This window comes from Ruegeria sp. E1, assembly GCF_056534225.1.
Map to the genome: position 1 here is coordinate 172,306 of NZ_JBQFPE010000001.1, position 24,907 is coordinate 197,212.

Annotated in this window: 22 protein-coding genes; 10 read left to right on the forward strand and 12 right to left on the reverse strand. The window is 58.1% G+C overall.

Annotated elements, in window-relative coordinates; translation table 11 throughout:
- Positions 1–85: 85 nt before the first annotated feature.
- Positions 86–2,575, forward strand: coding sequence for a penicillin-binding protein 1A (locus ACR0FG_RS00865; protein WP_480889544.1), 2,490 nt, complete (start codon positions 86–88; stop codon positions 2,573–2,575).
- Here ACR0FG_RS00865 and ACR0FG_RS00870 read toward each other — a convergent pair.
- Complete coding sequence (locus ACR0FG_RS00870) at positions 2,569–3,402, reverse strand: aminoglycoside phosphotransferase family protein (RefSeq protein WP_480889143.1); 834 nt, start codon at positions 3,400–3,402, stop codon at positions 2,569–2,571. The two genes, ACR0FG_RS00865 and ACR0FG_RS00870, sit on opposite strands and share 7 nt — an antisense overlap.
- A 77-nt stretch (positions 3,403–3,479) precedes the next feature.
- Between ACR0FG_RS00870 and prfB the strand changes: the two genes are divergently transcribed.
- The 4 genes from prfB (at position 3,480) to ACR0FG_RS00890 (ending at position 7,610) form a co-directional block, all read left to right on the forward strand.
- Positions 3,480–4,607, forward strand: a complete 1,128-nt coding sequence (gene prfB / locus ACR0FG_RS00875; RefSeq protein WP_170714965.1) for a peptide chain release factor 2 — start codon at positions 3,480–3,482, stop codon at positions 4,605–4,607.
- A gap of 7 nt (positions 4,608–4,614) precedes the next feature.
- Positions 4,615–5,301 (forward strand): M50 family metallopeptidase, encoded by a 687-nt coding sequence (locus ACR0FG_RS00880; RefSeq protein WP_480889144.1) that lies wholly within the window; start codon positions 4,615–4,617, stop codon positions 5,299–5,301.
- 95 nt (positions 5,302–5,396) lie between these two features.
- Positions 5,397–6,797, forward strand: a complete 1,401-nt coding sequence (locus ACR0FG_RS00885) for an amidase (RefSeq protein ID WP_480889145.1) — start codon at positions 5,397–5,399, stop codon at positions 6,795–6,797.
- 24 nt (positions 6,798–6,821) lie between these two features.
- Entirely contained in the window at positions 6,822–7,610 is a 789-nt protein-coding gene (locus ACR0FG_RS00890; RefSeq protein WP_480889147.1) for a DUF2189 domain-containing protein, read from the forward strand.
- Between the two features lie 9 nt (positions 7,611–7,619).
- On the opposite strand, the gene ACR0FG_RS00895 is transcribed toward ACR0FG_RS00890, so the two are convergent.
- The 4 genes from ACR0FG_RS00895 to ACR0FG_RS00910 all read right to left on the reverse strand — a co-directional run bounded on the left by ACR0FG_RS00895 (position 7,620) and on the right by ACR0FG_RS00910 (position 12,365).
- Positions 7,620–8,378, reverse strand: a complete 759-nt coding sequence (locus ACR0FG_RS00895) for a helix-turn-helix domain-containing protein (protein WP_480889149.1) — start codon at positions 8,376–8,378, stop codon at positions 7,620–7,622.
- A 315-nt stretch (positions 8,379–8,693) separates the two neighbouring features.
- On the reverse strand, positions 8,694–9,254 hold the full coding sequence (gene ilvN / locus ACR0FG_RS00900; protein ID WP_170714954.1) for an acetolactate synthase small subunit: 561 nt from the start codon (positions 9,252–9,254) through the stop codon (positions 8,694–8,696).
- On the reverse strand, positions 9,251–10,522 hold the full coding sequence (locus ACR0FG_RS00905) for a glycosyltransferase family 87 protein (protein ID WP_480889150.1): 1,272 nt from the start codon (positions 10,520–10,522) through the stop codon (positions 9,251–9,253). The genes ilvN and ACR0FG_RS00905 overlap by 4 nt, the downstream gene beginning before the upstream one ends.
- Positions 10,523–10,613: 91 nt before the next feature.
- Entirely contained in the window at positions 10,614–12,365 is a 1,752-nt protein-coding gene (locus tag ACR0FG_RS00910) for an acetolactate synthase 3 large subunit (protein ID WP_480889152.1), read from the reverse strand.
- A gap of 425 nt (positions 12,366–12,790) precedes the next feature.
- Here ACR0FG_RS00910 and ACR0FG_RS00915 point away from each other — a divergent pair, with 425 nt between their 5' ends.
- Positions 12,791–13,636, forward strand: coding sequence for a HalD/BesD family halogenase (locus ACR0FG_RS00915; RefSeq protein ID WP_480889154.1), 846 nt, complete (start codon positions 12,791–12,793; stop codon positions 13,634–13,636).
- A 45-nt stretch (positions 13,637–13,681) separates the two neighbouring features.
- Complete coding sequence (locus ACR0FG_RS00920) at positions 13,682–14,071, forward strand: bleomycin resistance protein (protein ID WP_480889155.1); 390 nt, start codon at positions 13,682–13,684, stop codon at positions 14,069–14,071.
- Positions 14,072–14,146: 75 nt separating this feature from the next.
- Here the strand turns inward: ACR0FG_RS00920 and ACR0FG_RS00925 are convergent, their stop codons facing one another.
- Positions 14,147–14,791: a response regulator transcription factor gene (locus ACR0FG_RS00925; RefSeq protein WP_170714941.1), complete on the reverse strand. Its 645-nt coding sequence runs from the start codon at positions 14,789–14,791 to the stop codon at positions 14,147–14,149.
- The gene (locus tag ACR0FG_RS00930; protein ID WP_480889156.1) at positions 14,791–16,224 is read right to left on the reverse strand and encodes a cache domain-containing protein; all 1,434 of its coding nucleotides are present in this window, start codon (positions 16,222–16,224) and stop codon (positions 14,791–14,793) included. The genes ACR0FG_RS00925 and ACR0FG_RS00930 overlap by 1 nt, the downstream gene beginning before the upstream one ends.
- 246 nt (positions 16,225–16,470) lie before the next feature.
- Between ACR0FG_RS00930 and ACR0FG_RS00935 the strand changes: the two genes are divergently transcribed.
- The 3 genes from ACR0FG_RS00935 (at position 16,471) to ACR0FG_RS00945 (ending at position 20,970) form a co-directional block, all read left to right on the forward strand.
- On the forward strand, positions 16,471–17,553 hold the full coding sequence (locus ACR0FG_RS00935) for a TRAP transporter substrate-binding protein (RefSeq protein WP_170569931.1): 1,083 nt from the start codon (positions 16,471–16,473) through the stop codon (positions 17,551–17,553).
- A 118-nt stretch (positions 17,554–17,671) separates the two neighbouring features.
- Positions 17,672–18,598, forward strand: coding sequence for a TRAP transporter small permease subunit (locus tag ACR0FG_RS00940; protein WP_480889157.1), 927 nt, complete (start codon positions 17,672–17,674; stop codon positions 18,596–18,598).
- Positions 18,599–18,615: 17 nt separating this feature from the next.
- Positions 18,616–20,970, forward strand: coding sequence for a TRAP transporter large permease subunit (locus ACR0FG_RS00945; RefSeq protein ID WP_480889158.1), 2,355 nt, complete (start codon positions 18,616–18,618; stop codon positions 20,968–20,970).
- A 48-nt stretch (positions 20,971–21,018) separates the two neighbouring features.
- On the opposite strand, the gene ACR0FG_RS00950 is transcribed toward ACR0FG_RS00945, so the two are convergent.
- The 5 genes from ACR0FG_RS00950 to ACR0FG_RS00970 all read right to left on the reverse strand — a co-directional run bounded on the left by ACR0FG_RS00950 (position 21,019) and on the right by ACR0FG_RS00970 (position 24,852).
- A complete protein-coding gene (locus ACR0FG_RS00950; protein WP_480889160.1) occupies positions 21,019–22,377 on the reverse strand; it encodes a dicarboxylate/amino acid:cation symporter in 1,359 nt (452 codons plus the stop codon).
- Between the two features lie 258 nt (positions 22,378–22,635).
- The gene (locus ACR0FG_RS00955; protein WP_480889161.1) at positions 22,636–23,025 is read right to left on the reverse strand and encodes a VOC family protein; all 390 of its coding nucleotides are present in this window, start codon (positions 23,023–23,025) and stop codon (positions 22,636–22,638) included.
- A gap of 6 nt (positions 23,026–23,031) precedes the next feature.
- Positions 23,032–23,856, reverse strand: a complete 825-nt coding sequence (locus tag ACR0FG_RS00960) for an arginyltransferase (RefSeq protein ID WP_480889162.1) — start codon at positions 23,854–23,856, stop codon at positions 23,032–23,034.
- 75 nt (positions 23,857–23,931) lie between these two features.
- Positions 23,932–24,363, reverse strand: coding sequence for an RDD family protein (locus ACR0FG_RS00965; protein ID WP_480889164.1), 432 nt, complete (start codon positions 24,361–24,363; stop codon positions 23,932–23,934).
- A gap of 66 nt (positions 24,364–24,429) precedes the next feature.
- The gene (locus ACR0FG_RS00970) at positions 24,430–24,852 is read right to left on the reverse strand and encodes a DUF2852 domain-containing protein (RefSeq protein ID WP_480889165.1); all 423 of its coding nucleotides are present in this window, start codon (positions 24,850–24,852) and stop codon (positions 24,430–24,432) included.
- Positions 24,853–24,907 lie beyond the last annotated feature (55 nt).

Sequence of the window (24,907 nt, forward strand, 5' to 3'; positions counted from 1 at the left end):
CAAATCGGCCATTGTAGCCTTTCGTGTTTTGACCCTGCGCCGGTGCGCCCCTATATAGGCGTCACCGCGAGTGAAGGGCAGTAATGTGATCCGGTTCATCTTTTCATTTTTCGGGGCGATCTTCAGCCTCGTAACCCTGGGTATATTCATGGCCGCGCTGGTTGTTGGCGCGGTGTTCTGGATGTATGGGCGCGACCTGCCCAGCCATGAATCGCTTGCGCAATACAAACCGCCCACCATCAGCCGGATTTATTCGGGCGAAGGCCAACTGATCGACGAATTCGCGCAGGAACGCCGTCTGTTCACGCCGTCCGAGGAAATTCCCGATCTGGTGAAGCAGGCGTTCATCTCGGCGGAAGACAAGAATTTCTATACCCATCAGGGCTATGATCCACGAGGTATCATCGCGGCCGGCGTTGAAGCGGTGAAATCCAAGGGCGCAAACGTTCGTGGTGCATCGACCATCACGCAGCAGGTGATGAAGAACTTCCTGCTGTCCGGTGATCGTCGGGCCGAGCGCAAGATCAAGGAAATCATCCTCGCCACCCGGCTTGAGGATACTTTGGACAAGGAACAGATCCTCGAACTTTATATGAACGAGATCTTTTTGGGTCAGAACTCCTATGGCGTGACGGCGGCGGCGCAGACCTATTTCAACAAGACGCTGCAGGAACTGGCCCCGCACGAGGCTGCGATGCTGGCCGCGATGCCCAAAGCGCCTTCCGACTACCATCCGGTCCGCCAGAAAGAACGCCTGCTGAACCGCCGCAATTACGTGCTGCGCGAGATGCAGCAGAACGGGTATATTGACCAGGCGACCTACGAGGCCGAAGTCGAGATGCCACTGCGTTCGGTGCAGAACGGCGATTTCGAAAGCTTCCGCACGGCTTTGCCGCCGCGTGACTACTTTACCGACGAAATCCGCCGTCAGCTGAGCGAGGATTTCGGCGAGGGTGAGTTCTTTACCGGTGGTTTCACCGTCCGCGCCTCGGTTGATGAAGAGATGCAGGTCGAGGCCGCCAAGGCCCTGCGCACCGCGTTGCAGAAATACGACCGCTCGCGCGGGAAATGGCGCGGCACGGGTGAGGTGATCCCCGAGGAAAAGCTGGCGGATGAGGCGCAATGGCGCGAGGCGCTGGCGATCATGGAAATTCCGCGCGACGTGGTGCTACCGACGCAATGGTTTCCGGCGGTGGTACTGAACGTGGCTGACCAATCCCTCACCGTTGGGATCGAGGATGGCCCGGCCGATGGCACCATCCCGCGCGCGGATATCAAATGGATGCAGGGCGATTTTGCCGCCAACTTCAAACGCGGTGATGTGATCCTTGTGATGGCCGGCGAAGAAGGTCAGTGGTCCGCCCGTCAGGTGCCCGAAGTGCAGGGCGGCTTTGTTGCAATGGACGTGAACTCGGGCCGGGTTCTGGCGATGCAGGGCGGGTTTTCCTATCAGGACACCGTGTTCAACCGCGCCACACAGGCGCAGCGCCAGCCGGGGTCGAGCTTCAAACCCTTCGTCTATGCCGCAGCGCTGGACAGTGGGTATAGCCCCGCGACCATCGTGGTGGACGCCCCGATCGAGGTGAACACGCCCCAGGGCCTGTGGCGGCCCAAGAACTCGTCGAACAAGTTCTATGGACCAACGCCGCTGCGCACCGGGATCGAACAATCGCGGAACCTGATGACCATTCGTCTGGCGCAGGAAATTACGATGCCGGTGGTTGCAGGCTATGCCGAGCGGTTCGGGGTCTATGACCGGATGGGCGCATTCCTTGCGAACTCACTGGGGTCCGAGGAAACCACGCTGTACAAGATGGTCGCTGCCTACGCGATGTTCGCAAATGGCGGTGAGCGGGTAGAACCCACTCTGGTTGACCGTATTCAGGACCGGTTCGGAAAGACGATCTATCGCCATGATGACCGGCAATGTCTGGATTGCAACTCAAGCTGGCTGGAACCGGACGAGGCCCCGCAGATCATCACGGATCGCAGTCAGGTGATGGATGCGATCACAGCCTATCAGCTGACCTCGATGATGAAGGGCGTGGTGGATCGCGGGACGGCCTCGGCCCATGTCAACCTGCCGGTTCCCACGGCGGGCAAGACCGGCACGACCAACGACTCCAAGGACGCGTGGTTCATCGGCTTCACCTCGAACATCGTGGCGGGCTGCTATATCGGCTATGACCGCCCACGCCCGATGGGGCGGGGGGCTTATGGCGGCACCATGTGCGGCCCGGTGTTCCAGAGCTTTATGGAAAAAGCGGTCGAGAAATATGGCGGCGGTCCGTTCGACGTACCCCCCGGTGGGCATTTCATCAAGATCGACCGGTTCAGCGGTGCGCGCTTGCCCGACGAGGCCAGCGGTGAATATGTCGTGGCCGAGTATTTCCGGGATGGCGTGGACGGCTTTATCGACCGCGTCTTTGACGGTGGTTTCGCAATGGGATCGGATCTGCCTTTGTTCGAAGAAGTCGGCGGGTCTGGTCGTCAGGTCACCACCTCGACAGGTGACACGATCACCGTCGGGCCAAATGCAAGCCAGGGTGAGTTGCAGGGCGGCGGGCTTTATTGATCCGCTGCGTGTAACAACAAGCTAAGCAAGTCTGCTTCGGCGTCGTCCGAGATGACGCCGCCGGATTTCCAGAAAATCGACAATGCGCATTTGGCCGCGGACCACCGGGCAAGGCGGTTCCGGTCAATCCCCATAGCGGTTGCATAAAGGCGCAGACTTTTTTCGATCTGATCTTGCTGTCGAACCAGCGCGGGCATTCCCTTGGGATGGCGGAGCGCATTGGCCAGTTCAAAGGCCGGATCGCCCACATATCCCTTCGCATCAAACACCCGAGTTCCCGATGTCGTCACAATGACATTGTCGGGGTGCAGGTCGCCATGCAAGGGAACCGTTCGGTCCTGACTGTCCAGCAGATCGTGGCCAATCGAAATCGCCTTTGTCATGTCGCGTTTCAAAATGGCTGGGCAGTTTTCGGCAAACTTGCATTCAAATAGCGGCACGAAAACCTGCCGAAGCGGTTTCAGCCCGGTCGCTGCAACATGCGGTGGTTGGTGAAGGCGACCGGCAACCTGCGCAAGCGTTTCAAGGGCTGTGTCGGCCTGACCCGCGCGGGCCAGATCACCCAAGGACGGCCCCTCCAACCATTCCGTGAGCAGCGCATTCGGCGCTTCGGCCAATATCCCAACGGCCCCACGGTCCTGCCAAAGCGTCATCAGGCGCGGACCGGGTTCTTCGTTACCGCGATCAGCACGCTGGTACACTTTCAGCGCAGCGGGTTGACCGTCAGCCGTTTCCACCTTCCAGACCTGTGCCTGCCCTGTGTCCGCCACCTGACGCACAAGGGTCAGGTGCCAACTGTTCAGAAACTTGTCCGGTGCGATCTGCATTCACGTCCCGCCTGTCTTGTGGTGGCCCCAAGCTCTTGCTATCACGCAGGCCTGATTGAGCAAGTTGGGACAAGACCATGCGCGCCGAAACCCAGAATATCGTGGCGGAAATCGAAAAGTCGCTGGAGCTGCTGGCGCAGCGCATGGACTATGAAACCGCGCCGCACCGGTTGGAGGAATTCAACGCCCGCGTTGAGGATCCGAACCTGTGGGACAGCCCTGAAAACGCTCAGAAACTGATGCGTGACCGGCAGATGCTGGTTGACGCGATCGAGACCTATGAATCCATCAAAACCGACCTCAGCGACAATATCGAACTGATCGAACTGGGCGAGATGGAAGAAGACGAAGAGGTCGTCACCGACGCCGAGGATGCGATCAAAAAGCTGCAAGCCAAGGCCGCCAAAAAGGAACTTGAGGCGCTGCTGGATGGCGAGGCCGACGGCAACGACACGTTTCTGGAAATTAACTCGGGCGCGGGTGGTACCGAGAGCTGCGACTGGGCGTCGATGCTGGCGCGGATGTATGTCCGCTGGGCCGAGAAAAAGGGGTATACGGTCGAGCTGCAATCCGAGACCTCGGGCGAAGAGGCGGGGATCAAGTCCGCAGCCTACAAGATTTCCGGCCACAACGCCTATGGTTGGTTGAAATCCGAAAGCGGCGTGCACCGGTTGGTGCGGATTTCTCCGTTTGATTCAGCGGCCAAACGGCATACCTCGTTCAGTTCGGTCTGGGTTTATCCGGTTGTGGACGACAATATCGAGATCGAGGTGAACCCCTCGGACATCCGCATTGATACCTACCGGTCCTCCGGGGCGGGTGGTCAGCACGTGAACACCACGGACTCGGCCGTGCGGATCACGCACATTCCTACGGGCATCGTGGTAACAAGTTCCGAGAAGTCGCAACACCAGAACCGCGACATTGCCATGAAGGCGCTGAAATCGCGGCTGTATCAGCAAGAGCTGGACCGCCGGAATGCCGACATCAACGCCGCGCACGAGGCCAAAGGCGATGCGGGCTGGGGCAACCAGATCCGGTCCTATGTTTTGCAACCCTACCAGATGGTCAAGGACCTGCGGACCAATCATGAAACTTCGGATACCAAGGGCGTGCTAGACGGCGATCTGGATGATTTCATGGCCGCAACCCTTGCCCTGAACGTGTCAGGCAAAAGCCGGTCCGAGGCGCAGGGCGAGGGCTGATCAGGTCGTGATCAACCTGATCAAAGGCCATTGGCAACTGATCGCGATCATCGCGCTGGTCTTTGTCTTCTGGGGCACGCCCTTTGTGCTGCCGTTGAAACTGCTGGTCGTGTTCCTGCACGAGCTTTCCCATGCCATCGCGATCATTCTGACCGGCGGTTCGGTCGAAAGCTTTTCGATCTCGCCCCAGCAGGGCGGGCTGGTGACTGGACGCGGCGGCAATCGTTTCATCAGCCTGTCGGCCGGGTATCTGGGGTCGCTTGCCTTTGGGATGGGGTTGCTGATTATCGCGCTGCGCACGCATTGGGATCGCGCTGTCCTTGGCGGATTCGGAGCGGTTATGTTGCTGGTAACGGCGCTTTATGTCCGCGACAGTTTTGCGATGGCGTTCTGTGCGGGTGTTGGCGTCGTAATGATAGCCATGGCGTGGTTTCTCAGCCGTCCGGTCTGTGATCTGGTGTTGCGGATCATTGGTCTTACCAGCGTGATCTATGTGCCCTACGACATTTTTGACGACACGATCCGCCGCTCAGGCGCGCGCTCGGACGCCTATATGCTGGCCGAGGAATTTGGCGGTACAACAATGCTGTGGGGCGGGGCTTGGCTGGCGCTGAGCCTTTTGGCGATCCTCTTGTGCGTAAAGCGGTTTCTGGGGCGCGACAGCAATCTTCGCTTTGGCCTGAAGATCAGGTGAACGCCGGAAAGATGTATCTGAACTGTGGGTTTAATTGAATATCCACCCCGGTTAGGCTGAGCGCGAATAACCTGACACAAGGCGCTCTGACCATCATGAATACGATCCGATCATCCGCCACGGAATTGCAGGCAGAACTGGCAGCAGGGCGCTTGACCGCCGTCGATTTGATGCAGGCGACGCTGGACCGGATCGAGGCGGTGAACGATCAGGTGAATGCCATTGTCGCCTTGCGTCCGGCGCAGGATTTGCTGGCCGAGGCGCGGGCGATGGATGAGGGAGACAATAGTGGTCCTTTGCATGGTCTGCCCATGGCTGTAAAAGATCTTGTCAACGTGGCGGGGATCGTTTCAAGCCAGGGGTCTCCGATATTTCAGGATCATGTGCCTGAGGTGGACGATCTGCTTGCCCAGCGTTTGCGCGCTGCCGGGGCTATTCTGATCGGCAAGACCAACACGCCCGAGTTCGGGTTGGGCTCTCATACTTTTAACCCGGTTTATGGGGCGACCAGCAATCCCTATGACCCGGCCAAAACCTGCGGAGGTTCGTCCGGTGGCGCGGCAGTGGCGCTGGCGACCGGCATGGTGGCTTTGGCGGATGGGTCTGACATGATGGGCAGCCGGCGCAATCCGGCAGCATGGAACAATGTCTATGGGTTCAGGCCAAGTTGGGGGCGCGTTCCGTCCGAGCCCGTGGGCGACGGATATCTGCACCAGCTTTCAACCGCCGGGCCGATGGCGCGCAGCCCCGAGGATCTGGCGTTGTTGCTGGACGTTTTGTCAGGGCCGGACCCGCGGCAACCGCTGGGCAAGCCGGTCACCCCGGTTGGCCCTCTGACCAAAGCCGACCTGACAGGTCTGCGCATCGGTTGGCTGGGTGACTGGGGCGGCGCATTTCCTTTTGAACCCGGTGTGCTCGAGACCTGCCAAGCCGCCCTTGGCGTATTCGCCGATCTGGGTGCCGAGGTCGAGGAACTTGCCCCTCCGTTCGAGGCCGACCGGATCTGGGACAGCTGGGTCACGCTGCGATCCTGGAGCGTCGCGGCAGGTTTGCTGCCTCTGACCGACCGCCGAGAGATGCTGAAAGACAGCGCACAGTGGGAGCTGGCGCGCGGACTGGCGCTAAGTGCGATGGACGTTCACCACGCAAGCGTGATCCGGACCGAGTGGTTTCGACGGGCTGCGGAGACCTTCAAGCACTACGACGCGCTGATCCTGCCCGCCGCGCAAGTGTGGCCGTTTGAGGTTGAAATCCCATTCCCTACCGAAATTGCGGGCGTATCGATGGATACCTACCACCGCTGGATGCAGGTTGTTACGCCCGTCAGCCTGCTTGGGTTGCCTTGTCTGTCGGTGCCCGCCGGGTTTGGGGAAAACGGATTGCCGATGGGCGTACAGGTGTTTGGCCCGCAGGGTTCAGACGCGCGCGTCTTGTCTATTGGCGCGGCCTATCACGCGGCGACCGGGTGGCCGCAAAAACGGCCCGCCCTGGCGTAGAAATCAGCGGAGGATGAACTGAACATGGAAAAGCCCTTTGGCGTTCCGGCGCTCAAGCCTGTAACCACCGACATGCTGCGTCAAGCCACGCGCCTTGCGTGGCAGGATTTTCGCCGCGCCCCCGTATTCGGCCTGCTATTTGCCGGGTTTTATGTGATCGCGGGCTGGCTGATGGCGTGGGTCACGCTGGAAACGGGAACCTCGTTCTGGCTGGTTCTGGCGGCGATTGGCTTTCCACTGATCGGACCTTTTGCAGCGGTCGGTCTTTATGAGGTTTCGCATCGTCTTGAACAGAAAAAGCCGCTGGGTTTCCGCGAAATTTTTGGTGTTGTGCTGTTGCAAAGCCGACGCCAGCTTCCGTCGATCTGCGCCATTATCGTCGTCATGTTCCTGTTCTGGTTCTTCCTCGGGCACATGATATTTGCCCTGTTTCTGGGCCTTGCGACGATGACCAATATCTCGTCCTCTTTCGAAGTGCTGCTGAGCTTCAATGGCCTGACCATGCTTGCGTTTGGCACCGCCGTTGGGGCAGTGTTTGCGCTGATCCTGTTCATGATCTCGGTCCTGTCGATTCCGATGTTGCTGGACCGCGAGCTGGATTTCGTGACCGCCATGATCACCAGCTTTAACTATGTGCGCGAGAATTTTGGCGTGATGATCCTGTGGGGGGCGTTCATCGCGATTGCGACGTTTTTGGCGATGATCCCGTGGTTCCTTGGGCTTTTGCTGGTTCTGCCGCTGCTGGGGCACGCAAGCTGGCATCTGTACCGCCTGATTAGCGCGGAAGGCTCCGCAGCGACCGCGCCGAGTTGATCGCTCAGGTCAGACGGCAGTACCTTCCGAAACGGGGCGAGGCTGGGATGTCGACGGCGCGCCGGGGGCGGCACGCCCGATGCGCAGGGCGGCAGGAAGTTGATCGCCCAGATGCACCAGTTCCGCGGGCCGCGTGATCGGCGGCGTGCCGGATCTACCGGACAAATAGGTCGTGTGCCCGGCCCAGCACGGTCCACCGTCGCGGTCAGTTTTCGAGACAACCATAACCCGATAATCCTGCCCGCCGCGCCGGGACATCAGGATAAAGACACGCGCATCGGATTTGCAGACAATCCCCTGAATCTCGCGCGCCGCAGGCGGCTCACCCGGCATCAGCGCACGCGGTTCATATCCCCTGAGCAGGATATTGCGTTTGACCGGGCGCAGGAACAGCAACCGGTTCTGCGCCGCGTTTGCATCGTTCGGATCGGTTTCGGTTGCGTGAAAAAAACCACCGGGCAACTCCGGTTCGTGCCGGGCAGCAAGAAAGTGGTCCAGAATATCCGCCGAGGGGTGACGCAGTTGCGTTTCGATCTCATCCAGCGGTTTCAGCAGAATTCTGGCATCGACATCAAAAAACCGACAAATGCGGTCCAGCACATCGGGACGCGGAAAGCTTTCGCCCAGAAGGTATCTATTGAATTGGGTGCGGTTGATGCCAAGCTGTCGGCAAAGCTCTGAAACAGACGGATAGCTCTGTGCAAGACGCTTGAGGTTGGCCCCGAACATATCGCGTAATTCTTCGGGGCTGCGAAAGGTATTGGCCATGTTCGTCCCAGGTTCAACCGGCATTTCAGCAAAAACACGACCGGACCGGTCAGAACGACCGAGCGGCAGTCAAAATCATAAAAAAGACCCCATCGAGCGCTGTCCGACGCACGTTGCGGGGCATAAGCTAACGGTAGAGATGGCAAAAGCAATAGGCTTTATCGTATTTTGCATGATCTTTTCCGCGCACTTTCCCAACCGGGAACAATACGCAACAACAAGGCCTATTGGATCATTTTCGCAGCAAAAAAGATTTCGAATGGGACACCGCTCTGGTCTTCATGGCTTGCCCAGAGCGGTGCGGGATGGGTTGGATCAGTCGCCACGCAGCAGCGCAGCAACGCCTGTGCGGGCCACTTCGACCAGGCCCAGAGGGCGCATCAGATCGGCAAAGGCATCGATTTTGTCGGGCGCTCCGGTGATTTCGAAAATGAAGGAATTCAGCGTGCTGTCGACCACGTTGGCACGGAAAATATCCGCCAGGCGCAACGCCTCGACCCGCTTGTCGCCTTCGCCGACCACTTTGACAATGGCAAGCTCACGCTCGACTGAGGGGCCTTCGACGGTCAGATCGTGCACATCGTGAACGGGCACGATCCGGCCCAATTGTGCCTTGATCTGTTCGATGACCTGCGGCGTACCGGTGGTCACGATGGTGATGCGGCTCAGATGCCCGGTATGGTCAACCTCGGCCACAGTAAGGCTTTCGATGTTATAGCCCCGGCCCGAGAACAACCCGATCACGCGGGCCAGAACGCCGGGTTCGTTTTCGACCAGCAACGCAATCGTGTGACGTTCCTGTTCGTCCGAAAAGTTGGGGCGCAGATTATAGGCTGAATGGCGCGTAGAGCCTTTGACGATATTTAGCGGTGTCATGGGAAGACCTCATCATGAGCAGAAGGTGCGGATGGCTTTCGCAGGTTTGTAATCAACGCGCGAAGACAGACCAGGCAAGCCAGTATCAGAACGGGGGCGAATACTAGGCGCATCGAGAATGTGCCGGTATAGCTGAACAGGTTATATAAGAACATGGGTGCATCACCGATCCACATGGCCGCCGCCAGTGTCAGCCCCCATGGCCGCTGCGTAAGGATGCCTGCGCGCAGCAAAAACAAGGCGGCCAGCGCAAGCAGTCCGGCTTCGTAGTGCCAGAGATAGGGTGTCGACAACACGATCCCCAGGATCAGTATGGCAGCACGCAGGTCAAAGCCGATTTTCGGACTGCGCCACGCTACAAAGACGGTGACGGCAGCAAGCGCAGTTATCGAGTATTGCAGGATCAGTGCCAGCTTCTCATTCACACCAAGACCGGCCAGCATGGAGTAAGGGCTGATCATGAGAATGTTGTTCGGGATATATTTCCGGATTATCTCAAAATGCACACCCATCATGTCGCGCATTTCTGTCCAGTATTCGAGACCGACAACAAGCGTTGCAGAGACCGACAGTATGATCGCGGTGACAGTCGCAGACAGGATCGTCCGCCAAGCGCCACAGGCAATCAAAGCAACGGGGATTAACAATCCTAGCTGGGGTTTCAGGGTTAGCAAGCCGATAAAAAAACCCGCAAGAATGTATCGACGATCGCGAAATGCTGCCAGCGCGGCCAACAGCCCGGCGGCCCAAAGACCGGTGGTCTGACCCATGTATAGGTTGGGCAGCAGGGCAGGCGGCATCGCAAAGGCCAACCAAACCGGAGCGATCCCGCCAGCGAATGGACGAACTGCCAGAGCCATCGCAACGATGGAAACAAGCGAGAAAACGGCCCAGGCCTGTGAATAGGTCAGCGCACCAAGCGGTTGTAGAAGAACCAGAAAAGCAGGTGGGTATGACCACGGCATCCAGTCATCCCCGACCGAAGCCTGATGGACATCCTGCAGTCGTTGGGTATCGAACGCTGCCAGCGGTTCGCCCAGATGAGCAAGGCGTGCTGCCCCCCAGAACACCTTGAAGTCAAAACCCAAGGCGGTTCTGCCATTCGTGGCAAGCTCGTACCAGACCGATCCCAGCCAGAATACAAACAGGGCAAGAACAAACGCGGGAACCAGCGTTCCAACCTGCCAGCCCCGGCGACCGGCAAAGATCGCAAGATTTGCCTCGGGGCTTGAGGCACCTTTGGGCACTGACGTGTTCAGATCACGCATGATCGTCCTCTGTTCGATTGACACGGGCCAAGGCTAACGCGGTGGAATGTCCCCTGAAAGAGCGCCGGCGCAAGGGCCGGCGCAACAGTGGTCAAACCAGCACAGCGCCCCCGGCCTGGATCACGCCTTGCGTTTCGGCCTCACCCAGCAGCATTTCATTATGCGCTTTGCCTGACGGGATCATCGGGAAGCAGTTCTCGTGCTTCTCCACCAGACAGTCAAAGATCACTGGGCCGTCGTAGTTGATCATCTCGATGATCGCGTCGTCCAGATCGGCGGGATCGCTGATCATGATACCCTTGGCGCCGAAGGCCTCGGCCAGCTTTACAAAATCGGGCAGGGCCTCGGACCAGCTGTGTGAGTAACGCTCGCCATGCAGCAGTTCCTGCCACTGGCGGACCATGCCAAGACGTTCATTGTTCAGGATGAACTGTTTGACCGGCAGGCGGTACTGCACGGCGGTGCCCATCTCTTGCATGTTCATCAGCCATGACGCTTCACCCGCGACGTTGATCACCAACGCCTCAGGGTGGGCCATCTGCACGCCGATTGAGGCGGGGAACCCATAGCCCATGGTGCCCAGCCCGCCCGATGTCATCCAGCGGTTGGGATCTTCGAACCCGAGATATTGCGCCGCCCACATCTGGTGCTGGCCAACCTCGGTAGTGATGTAGCGGTCGTGTTTTTTGGTCAGTTCCTCAAGCCGCTGCAGCGCATATTGCGGTTTGATCGACTTTTCGCTGTTGGTGAAGGCCAGACAGTTCACCTTGCGCCATTCGGCTATCTGCCCCTGCCATTGCTTGACCGCTGCCGCGTCAGTCTTGCGTCCACGCGCCTTCCAGACTTTAAGGATGTCTTCAAGAACATGCGCAACGTCACCAACGATGGGGATATCCACCCGGATCACCTTGTTTATCGAGGACGGATCGATATCGATATGCGCTTTCTTGGAATTGGGCGAGAACGCATCGATCCGCCCAGTGATCCGGTCGTCGAACCGGGCACCGACATTAATCATCAGATCGCAGTCATGCATCGCCAGATTGGCCTCGTAGAGACCATGCATTCCCAACATGCCCAGCCAATTCTCACCCGAAGCCGGATAGGCCCCCAGACCCATCAGGGTCGAGGTGATGGGAAAACCTGTCCCATCCACCAGTTCGCGCAGCAACTGGCTGGCCGCCGGGCCGGAATTGATGACGCCCCCGCCAGTGTAAAATACCGGCTTTTTCGCGGTTTCGATCGCGGCAACCAGTTCGGTGATCTCTTCCAGATCCCCTTTTACAATCGGCTGATAGTGTGAGGTCGATGGCTTGGGCTTGGTATATTCACCTGTAGCGAACTGGACATCTTTTGGGATGTCGATCAGCACCGGCCCCGGGCGGCCCGACATGGCGACATGGAATGCCTCGTGCATGGTCTCGGCCAATGTATCGGTGTCTTTCACCAGCCAGTTATGCTTGGTGCAGGGGCGAGTGATGCCAACCGTGTCAGCCTCCTGAAATGCATCCGAGCCGATCATAAAGGTCGGAACCTGTCCCGTCAGCACGATAATCGGGATTGAATCGAGCAGGGCATCGGTCAGCCCTGTCACCGCATTGGTCGCGCCCGGTCCAGACGTCACAAGCGCGACACCGGGCTTGCCGGTCGAGCGTGCATAGCCTTCGGCGGCATGAACCGCGCCCTGTTCGTGGCGTACCAGAATGTGGCGGATGTCATTTTGCAGAAAGATCTCGTCGTAAATAGGTAGCACAGCGCCGCCGGGGTATCCGAATACCGTGTCCACGCCCTGATCCTTGAGCGCCTGAACCACCATCTTTGCGCCGGTCATCTCACCTGTCATCTGCTTTGCTCCGTTCGCGACATGTGTCTTGCGTTCTGCATAAAAAAAGCCCCCGAGATTTTTCGGAGGCGCATGGGTTGGATTATGGATTTCCGTTACCGGCCCATGCGCGTGTTTCCTACGATTACGACTAGCGCTTTCATCGCCAGAGGCTCCTTCTTTGCGTGCAGGGACATTATGAGCGGCGCGCGGGGGCGTCAACAGTCAATTGATTCAATTTCGTAACTTGAATCGCGAATTTTGCGACATTTTATTGCGCAAAATGACGCAGCACGAGAATTTCCGCGAATTCTGCGGCATTTGCTGCTGACAGACAGGTAAATCCCAAGGTCGCAAAGCGTCACGCCAATGTCCAAAACGGGCATGATCGTGTTCTTAGGCTGAGACAATCTGATTCCGACACCCGAGGAAATGAGGAGCGGATCATGCTGCAGGATCTGATTGACCTTGGACGGTATCCGATCGACCGCCCGGATTCGTGGGGCTATGAACAACTGATCCGGGATCTTCGACGCGATCTGGACCGCGAAGGCTGCGCCATTCTGACTGGCTTTGTGCACAAGAGCGGGCTTGAGCATGTTCTTCAAGAGGCCGACAAGGTTGCCCCTAAGGCGCATCGGTCATTCAACCGAACGAATGCCTATTTCAGCAAGGACGATCCCCGGTTCGGCATTGGCCATCCCATACGACGGTTCTACGAGCGCTCGAACGCGTTTGTTCCGGCGGACAATTTCCCCAAATCCGGACCGCTGCGCCGGATCTATGAAGATCCTTTCTTTTTGCCCTTTATCCGAAGCGCCCTGGATCAACCGGCCGAGCGTTTCTTTCGCTATGACGACCCTCTGGCCGATGTGATCATCAACGTGGTCGAAGAGGGGCAGGGGTTCCCGTGGCATTTCGACACCAACAACTTCACCGTGACCCTGGCCATTCAGAACGGCGAAGAGGGTGGCGCGTTTCAGTATGTTCCAAATTTGCGCAGTGCCGAGGAAGAGAATTTCGATGCCGTCGCCTCGGTTCTGGACGGAGACATGAGTGCGGTGCGGCAATTGGATCTTCAGCCCGGAGACTTGCAGATTTTCAAGGGTCGCTACTCATTGCACCGGGTTGCGCCGGTTGAAGGCGCGCGCAAACGCTATGTGGGTATCTTTTCCTTTGTTGAAGCTGAAGGCATGTGCGGAGGTGTGGAGCGAACGCGGCAACTCTACGGCCGGGTTCTGCCGCACCATTATGAACGCGCGGGTATTCGCAACGACGGGCTGCTGGATTAGGGCCCTTGGTGTATGCTGGCCGCACCCATTGCACCGGAGGTTCATGTGCCCGAGATTTTACAACTCACGCCTTTTGTCCTGTGTTCGTCTTTGCAAAACCAGATTGACTTCTATTGCGAGCGGCTGGGATTTTCCTGCGGGTTCAGGCAGGACAATTATGCGTTTCTTCGCAATGGGCCAGTTGCGATCCGCCTGCTGGAATGCCCGCCCCGATCGGATGGGCTGCCTTTGGGGGATGACCAGTCTTTCTATATCGACGTGCAGGGCATCGACGAACTTTATGCGAGATTAGAGCCGAATCTGAAGGACTTACCCGAAGGACGGGTGCGCGCACCGTTTGATCAACCCTATCAGCAACGGGAATTCCATGTGATCGACGAGGATGGAACACTGGTGTTTTTCGGACAGGACATTAGCCCACGCGCCAAGACGTAACGCTCCCGCCCGTTATCGACGCGCCTTGCGGCGCGCCTCTGCCGGTTGGGCCGGGCAGCGCGTGCCGCGCTGCGGTCAAAAGCTGTGGCCAGTGCCTTGCAGCATACCATGTTCCAGCGCATAGCGGGTCAGGCCGGCGGTGGAAGAAATGCCCAACTTGCGCTTGATGTTCTTGCGGTGCGTTTCGACCGTACGGACCGAGATATCGAGCGTCTGGGCCACCTCTTTGTTGGATTTTCCCTGCGCCAGCTCCAGCAGGATCGTCTGTTCGCGTCCTGTCAGCGCGATGCGGCCATCGTCCTTTTTCGGCTCCAGTGACCCGCTGGCCCCGGTACACAGGTATTTTTCGCCGCGCATCACCGCGTCTATGGCCTGTTTGATCTCATCGGTGGGGACATCCTTCAGGATGTACCCCCGCGCGCCGTGACTGAGCGCGGTCGAGATATATTCCGGGCTGTCATGCATGGAAAGGATCAGGATGCGGGTGTCGGGCAGGCGTTCGAGGATCAGTTCGGTTGCACTCAGCCCGCCGAGACCGGGCATGTTCAGATCCATCAGGATAACGTCGGGCTGCAGATATGTGGTCTGATCCACGGCCTCTTGACCGTTAGACAAGGTGCCGACAACGTCAATCTCATCGTAGCTTTCCAAAAGCGACTGAATGCCCTCGGCGACCATCGGGTGATCATCTACAATCAGCACACGGATAGTATCAGGCATCAGGAACCGGCCTTTCGTTTCGGGGTTGCGTCTTCCTGCGGGGCCAGCAGGTGGCTGAGCGGGAGGCTGACCTCGATAACGGTGCCGCTGCGTGCACCGCGCGAGGACAGGATTCGCAGCGAACCGTCAAGCTGTTCGATGCGTTCCTGCATGTTTCGCAGGCCAATTCCGGTCGCCACCCGATCTGACCCGCTGGGCAGACCGCGACCATTGTCGGTGATCCGCATTGTGGCTCCTTTTTTGTGACCGCGCAGATCGATAGTCACATGGGTCGCGCCGGAGTGGCGTTCGATATTGGTCAGCGCCTCTTGGGCGATGCGGTAGAGCGCAATCTTGCTGTCCTGATCCAGCCTGTTACGGAACACCACGGTCGAAAACTCAATCTCAATCCCGGTGCGCTCGCGGAAATCGTCGGTCAGCGCCTTGAGGGCAGGGCCCAGCCCAAGATCGTCCAGCACGCCGGGCCGCAGATCGCGGCTGATGCGGCGCACCTCGGTAATGGCGGTTCCAAGGTTCTCGATGCCTTTGTCCAAGGGGGTTTGCGCACCGTCTTTATCGCCGCGCAACAACCGCCGTCGCGTGTTGTCCAGCGCGTAACGAACGCCGACAAGGATCTGGCTGATCCCATCATGCAGCTCGCGCGCGACGCGGCCACGTTCCTCTTCCTGCGCGTCGAAAACGCGTTGGGTCAGTTGTTTGAGCTTGGCGTCCGCCAGTCGACGCTCGCGAAAGTTCAGCAACATGCCCGATGCAAAGACAATCAGAACAGCCGCCAGAACGATGGCGCCGATATACATGAACGTCCTTTGTACCCGCGCCTCGACCTCGGCCCGCGCGTTGGCGACGGTGGCAACGATATCGTCGATGAAAACCCCGGTACCCACGACCCAGCGCCAGTCTTGAAGGCCCACGACATAGGCGATCATCTGCGCCTCTTCCCCGGTCGAGGGCTTTTGCCACATGAAATTGTGCCATCCCGCGCCTTGACGCGCGAGGCGGATGAATTCGTTCACGATGGGCGTGCCGTCACTGTCGGTCAGACCTTCCCAGTTGCGGTTGATGAACTCGGTCTGGCGCGGGCTGACCAGATTGTTGCCGTCGTAATCATACACAAAGAAAAATCCGTCCTTGCCGTAGATCATCGCCGACAGAATCTGTGTCACCAACCGTTTGGCATCTTCGTCATCCGGGGCCGAGCGGCCATAGATATAGGCAAATCCATTGCGGGCCTGCGTAACGTAGTTGCGCAGTTCTTCACGTTTGGCTTCAATCAACCGGCGCTCCAGCGCCCGGATTTCGCTTTCGGCGGTGGCGCGGGATTCATGAGCAACAAGCAGCGCGATTGCCGCCACCGCAACGATCAACGGGATCGCGGCCACAAGCGAGAGCTTTTGGGCGTAGGTCAGCGAGATTGGGTTGCGGAAACCTTTCATAACGAATCGATACGCAAGCCGCGCGGAAATTGCAAAAAGTAAGAGCGGTGCGACGGTCGACAGCCAGGATTCAAGTGCTGAACACTCAAAATCCGCTCGGTTTTTCCACTGAAGGCGGCAAAAAACACGCCCGGCTACGTAGTAGTAGGTATTCACATTCAGGAGCGCTTCACTAGGCTGGCGCGCACTGGAAACGATCGGTCCGGGAAAACCCGGGCAATGAATATGTAGGGGAGGATCACTCATATGGATCGTCGTAAGTTTCTGAAAACGTCAGCACTGGGCGGCTCGGCTGCTGCAGCCACCACACTGGCAGCACCCGCTTATGCGCAGGGCAAGCGCACGTTGACCATGGTAACATCGTGGGGCCGCGGCCTTGCTGGCGTGTTCGACAGCGCGCAGCGCTGCGCCGACAGCATCACCACCATGTCGGATGGCAACCTGAACGTTGAGATCAAAGCCGCCGGCGAACTGGTTGGCGCGTTCGAAGTGTTCGACGCTGTCTCGTCCGGTCAGGCTGATATGTATCATGCCGCAGACTACTACTTTGTCGGTCAGCACCCAGGTTATGCGTTCTTTACCGCTGTTCCGTTCGGCATGACCGCGCAGGAACTGGTGAACTGGTACTATCACGCAGGTGGTATGCAGCTGCATGATGAGCTGGGCGAAATCTTCGGCCTGAAATCCTTCCTGGCTGGTAACACCGGCGCGCAGGCGGGCGGCTGGTTCTCGAAAGAAATCAACAGCCCCGAAGATTTCAACGGTCTGAAGTTCCGTATGCCGGGTCTGGGCGGTGAAGCGCTGGGTAAACTGGGCGCATCTGTGCAGAATATTCCAGGGTCGGAAGTGTATCAGGCGCTGTCGTCCGGTGCGATTGACGGAACCGAGTGGATCGGTCCCTGGGCCGATGAAAAAGCCGGCTTCCAGGAAATCACCAAGACCTACTACACCGCCGGCTTCCACGAGCCGGGTGCGGGCCTGTCGCTGGCCACCAACCGTGAGGTTTATGACAGCCTGAGCGCGGCACAGCAGAAGATCATCGAGATCGCTGCAGCAGAGTGCCACCAGTGGAATCTGGCGCAATTCCTGGCCAACAACGGTGCGGCGCTGGCGCGTCTGCAGGCCGCAGGCGTCAAGGTCATGGAATTCCCGCAGCCTGTTTGGGATGCGTTCGGCAAGGCCAGCCAGGAAGTTCTGGACCAGTATATGGGTGACGAGCTGTTCGCGCGCATCCATGACAGCGCTATGAAGTCGATGGCTGAATCTTCGGCCTGGAACAACCTGTCATCGGGCGTCTACACCGCCGAGCGTGACCGCGTACGCGGCTAAGTAACCCGCTCGATACAATCGGTTCCCCCGCCTGCCGGGGGGACCTTTCACGTTGCACATAAGCGGTAAGGACATGCCGCCATAACCAAACGTGCAACCGATACGACCTGGGGACAACATGCAGGACGAAAACGGTATCTCGTTCTTCGGCGCCCTGTGGAATGGACTGGTTTGGTTCATTCAGAACATTGCCGAAGCCTTCTATAATTTCGGATACGCGATCACGCATCCGCAGCTCTGGCTGGACTGGTCCGACAAAGAAGCGATCATGCGCTTTGTCTACTATGGCGGCTCGGTCGAGTTCTTCTTTGTGATCTTCACGCTGTTTCTGGTTCTGACCGCAATCGGCCTTTACTACCGGAATTTCATGTGGGGTATGGTGCGCGGTCTGGAAGGATTTGCAAACACAACGGGCCGGTTCTTCGCTTGGGCGGGATTGCTCATGGTGATCCAGCAGATTGTTATCGTCTTCATGCAACGGGTGTTTACGCGCCCTGATATGTCCTTTGGCCTGGGTATCCCTTTTCAGATGGATATCAGTTGGTTTGCCGAGGAACTTAAACTGTATAACGCCATGGTTGTCTGCCTCTGCTGCACCTACACATTCGTGCAGGGTGGCCATGTTCGCGTGGATCTGATCTATGCCGGAGTCAGTCACAGGACCAAGCGTGTGATCGACATGCTGGGCGCGGTTCTGTTCATGATGCCAATGGCCGTTCTGACTTGGATGTATGGCTGGTACTTTATGTGGCGGCATCTGATCGTGCCGAAACCATCGGCCAGTGACACGCTGGACAGGCTGGTGGCCAAGTCCCGCGCGCTACGCTGGAATGTGGAAACCATCGGGTTCAGCCCAAACGGGTTCAACGCCTATTTCCTGTTCAAGATCCTGCTGGTTGCTTTTGCCGCCATGGTGTTCCTGCACGCCATCGCGTTTCTGTACCGCTCGTATCTGGAATATGTGGAAGGGCCGGAAAGCGTTGGAAAGTACCTCGACAAGGACAGTCTTGGCGAGGGTGAAGAAGCCTATGAAGGCGCGCATTAGGGACGGAGACCCAGACTATGTTATTCGGACTTGATGGCGTCGAGATAGGCCTCATTATCGTATTCTTCTGCCTTTTCGGAGGCATTCTATCCGGCTTTCCAGTGGCCTTTGCCATCGGCGGAGCAGGAGTGATTTCCTTCGGGATTATCGCCGCTTTGGACAGCGCCGGGTTGTTGATTCACCAGGCGATTGATACCGGATCGCAGGCCTATCGGGATCTTGTGAATTCCGGGGTGAAACCGGATGTCATATCCGTGTTCCGATACCCGGAATTGCCCAGGATAGGCGAGCCGGTGTTTGTGCAGGGCTGGGAAACCGCGCTGGACCGCAACGTGTCGTTCATCGTCAACCGCATGAACGAGCGTGTTTTGGCCGGGCAATCCATCGAAACCTTGCTGGCCGTTCTGATGTTCGTGCTGATGGGCATTACGCTGGAACGCTCGAAGATCGCAAACGATCTGTTGACCACGATGGCGCGCGTGTTTGGTCCGCTGCCCGGTGGTCTGGCGGTTTCGATTGTCGTTGTGGGCGCGTTCCTTGCTGCCTCGACAGGGATCGTGGGCGCGACGGTTGTAACTATGGGTCTGCTGGCGCTACCGACCATGCTGCGCAACAACTATTCCCCGGAACTGGCGACTGGTGTAATCGCGGCCTCGGGCACGCTGGGGCAGATCATTCCGCCCTCGATCGTGATCGTTCTGCTGGGTACGCTTGCCGGTGATCTGTATTCAACCGCGCAGGAAACCCGCGCGGTTGAGGCCGGGTGTACCGATGCGTTGACCTATCTGGGCGAACCGGCTGTTGTCTCGGTCGGAACGCTGTTCCAGGCGGCGTTGCTGCCGGGGATCATGCTGGCGCTGCTCTATGCGCTTTATGCCTTTGGCTATGCGCTGCTGAACCCGGACAAGGCACCGGCAGTTGAGTTGTCGGGCGGGACGGGTGAAACCATCACCCGGTCCGAGGGTCTGACATGGCTGCTGGGCGCCCCGGTTGCGCTGATCGTTGGCGCGGTGCTGCTTGGCAGCGCGGGTGTGATCGGCAGCCAGAACATCTCGGTCTCGGCGTTCTCGGATATCGGGCAGGGCGCTTCGCTGCGCACTAACGTATCCGAGGAATGCAAGGCATCGATGATCGAACTGCACGGACAGTCCGCCTGGGATCAGGCCGTTGCCGAGCAAAAAGCGATTGACGACGCGGGCGGTGCCGCCAGTTCCGAGCGCCTGACCGAGGAAGAACTGGCCGCTGCGCAAGAAGCCAAGATTGCCAATGCGGCCCCGATTGGAAATGGCGTTGCCGTGATGGTCGTGCTGCTGGGCCTGACACTGGTGTTTGGTCGCGGCATCGCGCCGTCGCGCACGCCGCAACCGCTGATCGTTGGCGCCATTGGTCTGGTGCTGATGTTGCTGGTCGATATGCTGCTGATCGCGCCTACAACCTCGTCCGGTGCAACGTTCCTGTTGCTTGCCGTGCCCTTTGCGCTGGCCATCTATGGCTGCAAAGAGGCGGCAGCGCGCTGCGCCACCAATGATCTGATCCGTGTTGTTTTCCCGCCGCTGGTTCTGATCATTGCGGTGCTGGGTTCGATCCTTGGTGGTGTAACCAACCCGACGCCCGCTGCGGCTTTGGGTGCAGGCGGGGCCATCATGCTGGCGGCTTATCGTAAGCTTCAGGATCAGGGTCGGTCAGGCAGGGTGATCATCTGGTCAACTCTTGCCGTGATCATTTCCCTGCTGATGGGCGTGAACTTTGACCTGCGCGTCAATCAGGGCGACGTCTCGGTTGAAAGCTGGATTGCGTTCATCATCGCCTATTCGGCCTATCTGTACGCGCTGTTTGGCCTGTTGTTTGGCTGCTGGGTGCTGTTCTCAAGCGGGGTTCTGACGCCAGTCGTGCGCGAGACGGCCAAAGTGACCTCGATGGTGTTTACGATTCTGATCGGCTCGCAGCTGTTGAACCTTGTGGTGATCTCATTCGGGGGCGAGCACTATATCCAGCAGTTCCTGCGCAGCTTTGACAACGAGTTTACGGTCTTCCTGATCGTGATGCTGGTGTTGTTCATTCTGGGCTTCGTGCTGGATTTCCTCGAAATCATCTACATCGTTATCCCGATTGTCGGCCCGGTGATCTACGGCGGTTCGTTTGATCCGAAATGGGTGACGATCATGGTGGCCGTGAACCTGCAGACCTCGTTCCTGACGCCACCGTTCGGGTTTGCGCTGTTCTATCTGCGAGGCGTTGCGCCGAAAGAGGTCACGACAGGGCATATCTACCGAGGGATCGTTCCGTTCGTGATCATTCAGGTGGTGGGGATTGCGATCCTGTGGTTCTTCCCGACAATCGTGACGATTGTTCCTGATCTGATCCCGAACTGATCGACGGATTTAACGTGAAGGAGGCCCCGCGGGGCCTCCTTATTTGTTTCAGGTCTGTGGCTGCGAATGTGTCAGCCTGGCAAACTCCTGTTCGACATTATGGTCGATCTCAAGGTCTGAGCTGTCGAAGGTGCCAGCCTGCGGGTCATTAAACACAGCCTTGTCCAGCTTGCCAACTTTCTGTCCGACGATGGTCGTCACGACCGCGTCGCCGGTGACGTTTACCACGGTCCGCATCATGTCGAGGATACGGTCGACGGCAAGGATGATCCCGATGCCCTCAAGCGGCATACCCAACTGGTTCAGAACCATTGCCAGCATCACGATACCCACGCCCGGCACACCTGCGGTTCCGATCGAGGCCAGAACCGAGATCGAGATCACGGTCATATAGCCGCTCAGCCCCAGATCCATGCCATAGGCGTTGGCCAGGAACACGGTGGCGACACCATGCATGATCGCTGTGCCATCCATGTTGATCGTCGCCCCCAGCGGGATACCGAACGAAGCGACCGAGCGATCGACGCCGACACGCTGCGTTACGCATTGCAGGCTGGCCGGGATCGTCGCATTCGAACTTGAGGTCGAGAACGCAAATACCTGAGCCGAACGCATCTTGCGCAGAAAGGTGCGCGGGTTGAGGCCGGTGGTGAAATAGAGCAGGGCCATCAGCGTGACGCAGAGGTGGAATACCAGCGTCAGGCTGATCGTGGTCAGATACCCGATCACGGGGCCAAAGAGGCCAAAGCCTTCCATCGCGAAGGTCTTGGCGATCAGGCTGAAGACGCCGATGGGGGCGAAGGCCATGACGATCTTGACGATTTTCATCGCCAGTTCATTCATGAACTCGCAACCTTCGACAAACGCTTTGGCGCGGCTGCCCATCATCAGAACTGCGATACCGACGACCATCACGTAGAAGATGATCTGCAGCATTTCGCCATTGGCCAGCGCATTGATAGGATTCTTGGGAATGATGTTCGCCAAGATCTCCCAGGTGGTCTGCGGATTGGCGACAGTCACGCCATCTCCGACCAGATACATGCTTTCGAACCCTTTGCCGGGGCCGATCAGGCTGGCGAAAACCAGTGCGGTGGTCACGGCCAGTGCGGTGGTGGCCAGATAGGTGACGAAAGTCATGCCGCCGACGCGGCCCAACAGTTTGACGTCGCCAATTCCGACAACCCCGCAAAGCAGCGAGAATACGACAAGCGGCACAACCAACATTTGCAGCGCATTCAGGAACATTTGCCCAAGCATCGATAGCGCCCCGTGTACAAGGGATGCGTTCAGGGCGGCGATATCGAGATAGTTCAAAACCAGACCAAACACGGACCCGAGGGCCAGCGCGATCAGGATCTGGGTCGTCAATGAGGCCGAGACCAGTCGGCGTGCGACGTTTACCATTTTCCCCTCCTTCAGAACCTCTGCAACGGTGGGAAGCCCGTCGCAGCAATAAAAATACCAGCCCCTGCAGAGCGTTAGATGGCCGCAGGCCTCAGAACTGGTTTGAGTATCAAGAAGTCAGACTAATCTGGTGACGTAACGTCAGTTTTCAACTGCCTAATATTTATGCAGGCTGGTCAAAATTGCCGCATGTTTGGGCGATTGGCCGGAGGTGGTCAAAGGCTCTTTCACGCTCTCGCTTAGAAAAATCGAATAACGCTATGAAAACTCGATCAAATCCCAGCGGTTGCCGAACGGATCACGCCAGACAGCAACCGTACCATAGGGTTCGCGGCGCGGTGCTTCTTCGAATCCTACGCCTGCTTCCAGCATGGCTGCATGGTCGCGACGGAAATCGTCGGTTTCCAGAAAGAAGCCAACGCGCCCTCCGGTCTGGTTCCCGATTGATGCGGTCTGGTTTTCGTCAACCGCTTTGGCCAGCAACAAAGAGGATCCGTCAGAACCGGGTGGCGTAACACGAACCCATCGTTTGCCACCGCCCAGATCAATGTCCTGGGTGAGGGTAAAGTTGAGAACTTCGGTATAAAACGAAATCGCGGCGTCATAATCGGGCACGACCAGAGTCACGGCATGAAGGCTCTGCCGCATGGCGCGTTATCCCTTGGTTGGGTGACGATCCGGCAACTGGATATTCGCAACCTGTTCGGCGATGGGTGGGGAGGATAGCGGGTGATGCACAGCCTCGCTGAACCGATCAGGGTCTTTGATGGTCTGCCATTCACCAAAAAGGTAAGCCTGAAAGCCGGAAAACTTGGCTTTATACCCCATTTTTTGACTGCCGGGGACCCAATATCCAAGATAGACGAATGGCAGTCCGGCCTCTCGCGCGATCTCGATATGATCGAGGATCATATATGTGCCCAATGAATCCTGTTGCTTCGTCGGGTCGTAGAAGGAGTAGACCATGCTCAGCCCGTCATCGAGCACATCGGTCAGGCTGACGGCGATCAGGGCCTCGGTTTCCGGGTCGGTATATTCCACCACGCGGCTGCGGATCGGGGTTTCCTCGATCATCGCGGCGAATTCAAAAACATCCATGTCGGCCATCCCGCCATCGGCGTGACGTGCGTCCAGATATTTACGGAAAAGGTCGAATTGTTCATCCGTTGCCCAGGGCGAGGTTGCCCGGCGCTTTAGGTATGCGTTGCGTTTCAGAACACGTTTCTGGCTTTTGCCGGGGCGAAATTCCGACACGTCGATCCGTGCCGACAGGCAGGCCGAACAATCGGTGCAAGACGGGCGATAGAGCACATTCTGCGAGCGTCTAAATCCCTGTTGTGACAGGCTGTTGTTCAGCTGATCTGCGCCTTCGCCCTGCAGGGCGGTGAACAGCTTACGTTCCATCCTGCCCTCAAGATAAGGGCAGGGTTGGGGTGCCGTCACATAGAATTGTGGCGCGATAGGCAGCGTGTGTCGCATGAAGGTCCCGTGTTTCCCTCGGGCGATGATAGCAACGGTTTTGGACCCCGCCAAGTGTTTCGCGCAAGCGCGGTTTCAGGCGCGCTGATTGATCATGACGGTACCAAGGAACGCGTCGGTCAGGCCCTGACACCGGGCGCTGGTCAGCATCATGATGACCGAGATGATCTGGAGCACCGGAAAGGCCATGCTGACGAAATACCCGGCGGTGTGGGCTACGGCTTTGCCGGTATCCATCCGTTCACCAAACGAGTCGCGCAACTCGATCCCCATGAACTGCATCCCAAGCGTTGCAGACCCGTTGGCGATGGTTACGACACGGTAGACAAAGCTGACAACCGCGTAGATCAGCGCGAGGATGAAAAAGCCCAGGCCAAGGGTCAGGAAAAGCGCCACCGTGCACAGCAGCGAGATGAAGGCGATGTCAAACAGCCATGCGACAAACCGCTTGGTCGCCACGGATTGATAGAATTCTGGCTGACTGTCTGGGTCGGGCAGGTGAGTCATTTCTGGTTTTCCGGATAGGTAATTGGGAACACCCTGTCCCGAATTGCGGGACAGGGCAAGATTGGATCAGACGCGTTCGCCGTTATCCGTTTCGTCATGGTTTTCACGGGCGCGCTCGTCCATGAACTGATCGAACTCGGCCTTGTCCTTGGCTTCGCGCAGCCGGTGCAGGAAAGCCTCGAAATCTTTCTGCTCACGCTCCAGCCGTGCCAGCGTGTCGGCCTTGTAGGCGTCAAAGGCGCTGTTGCCCGAAGGTTTCATTGCGCTCATGTGGCTGTTCCACGAAGAACGACGGCTGCAGGATTTGCTGAACATGCGTTTGCTCCAGATCATGTAGGCCAGAAAAGCCAGGCCGATGGGCCAAAAGAAGATAAAGCCAAGGACCATGGCGGCAATCCAGGCACCTTTGCCTTTGCTGTCCAACCAGGCTTCGGTTCGGTAAAGCCATCCCGGATTTTCAGGGGCGGCGGGGTCTGACAATGCGGTCATGTGTGGTCTCCGGGTTGATGTAAAAACTGTTTACATTGTCTAGATGGGGCACCGT

Excerpts from the sequence above, each read along its gene's own strand:
- ACR0FG_RS00870 (WP_480889143.1), bottom strand. The coding sequence starts at position 3,402 with ATGCAGATCGCACCGGACAAGTTTCTGAACAGTTGGCACCTGACCCTT.
- prfB (WP_170714965.1), top strand. The coding sequence starts at position 3,480 with ATGCGCGCCGAAACCCAGAATATCGTGGCGGAAATCGAAAAGTCGCTG.
- ACR0FG_RS00885 (WP_480889145.1), top strand. The coding sequence starts at position 5,397 with ATGAATACGATCCGATCATCCGCCACGGAATTGCAGGCAGAACTGGCA.
- ACR0FG_RS00890 (WP_480889147.1), top strand. The coding sequence starts at position 6,822 with ATGGAAAAGCCCTTTGGCGTTCCGGCGCTCAAGCCTGTAACCACCGAC.
- ACR0FG_RS00895 (WP_480889149.1), bottom strand. The coding sequence starts at position 8,378 with ATGGCCAATACCTTTCGCAGCCCCGAAGAATTACGCGATATGTTCGGG.
- ilvN (WP_170714954.1), bottom strand. The coding sequence starts at position 9,254 with ATGACACCGCTAAATATCGTCAAAGGCTCTACGCGCCATTCAGCCTAT.
- ACR0FG_RS00905 (WP_480889150.1), bottom strand. The coding sequence starts at position 10,522 with ATGCGTGATCTGAACACGTCAGTGCCCAAAGGTGCCTCAAGCCCCGAG.
- ACR0FG_RS00910 (WP_480889152.1), bottom strand. The coding sequence starts at position 12,365 with ATGACAGGTGAGATGACCGGCGCAAAGATGGTGGTTCAGGCGCTCAAG.
- ACR0FG_RS00915 (WP_480889154.1), top strand. The coding sequence starts at position 12,791 with ATGCTGCAGGATCTGATTGACCTTGGACGGTATCCGATCGACCGCCCG.
- ACR0FG_RS00925 (WP_170714941.1), bottom strand. The coding sequence starts at position 14,791 with ATGCCTGATACTATCCGTGTGCTGATTGTAGATGATCACCCGATGGTC.
- ACR0FG_RS00930 (WP_480889156.1), bottom strand. The coding sequence starts at position 16,224 with ATGAAAGGTTTCCGCAACCCAATCTCGCTGACCTACGCCCAAAAGCTC.
- ACR0FG_RS00935 (WP_170569931.1), top strand. The coding sequence starts at position 16,471 with ATGGATCGTCGTAAGTTTCTGAAAACGTCAGCACTGGGCGGCTCGGCT.
- ACR0FG_RS00940 (WP_480889157.1), top strand. The coding sequence starts at position 17,672 with ATGCAGGACGAAAACGGTATCTCGTTCTTCGGCGCCCTGTGGAATGGA.
- ACR0FG_RS00945 (WP_480889158.1), top strand. The coding sequence starts at position 18,616 with ATGTTATTCGGACTTGATGGCGTCGAGATAGGCCTCATTATCGTATTC.
- ACR0FG_RS00950 (WP_480889160.1), bottom strand. The coding sequence starts at position 22,377 with ATGGTAAACGTCGCACGCCGACTGGTCTCGGCCTCATTGACGACCCAG.
- ACR0FG_RS00955 (WP_480889161.1), bottom strand. The coding sequence starts at position 23,025 with ATGCGGCAGAGCCTTCATGCCGTGACTCTGGTCGTGCCCGATTATGAC.
- ACR0FG_RS00960 (WP_480889162.1), bottom strand. The coding sequence starts at position 23,856 with ATGCGACACACGCTGCCTATCGCGCCACAATTCTATGTGACGGCACCC.
- ACR0FG_RS00965 (WP_480889164.1), bottom strand. The coding sequence starts at position 24,363 with ATGACTCACCTGCCCGACCCAGACAGTCAGCCAGAATTCTATCAATCC.
- ACR0FG_RS00970 (WP_480889165.1), bottom strand. The coding sequence starts at position 24,852 with ATGACCGCATTGTCAGACCCCGCCGCCCCTGAAAATCCGGGATGGCTT.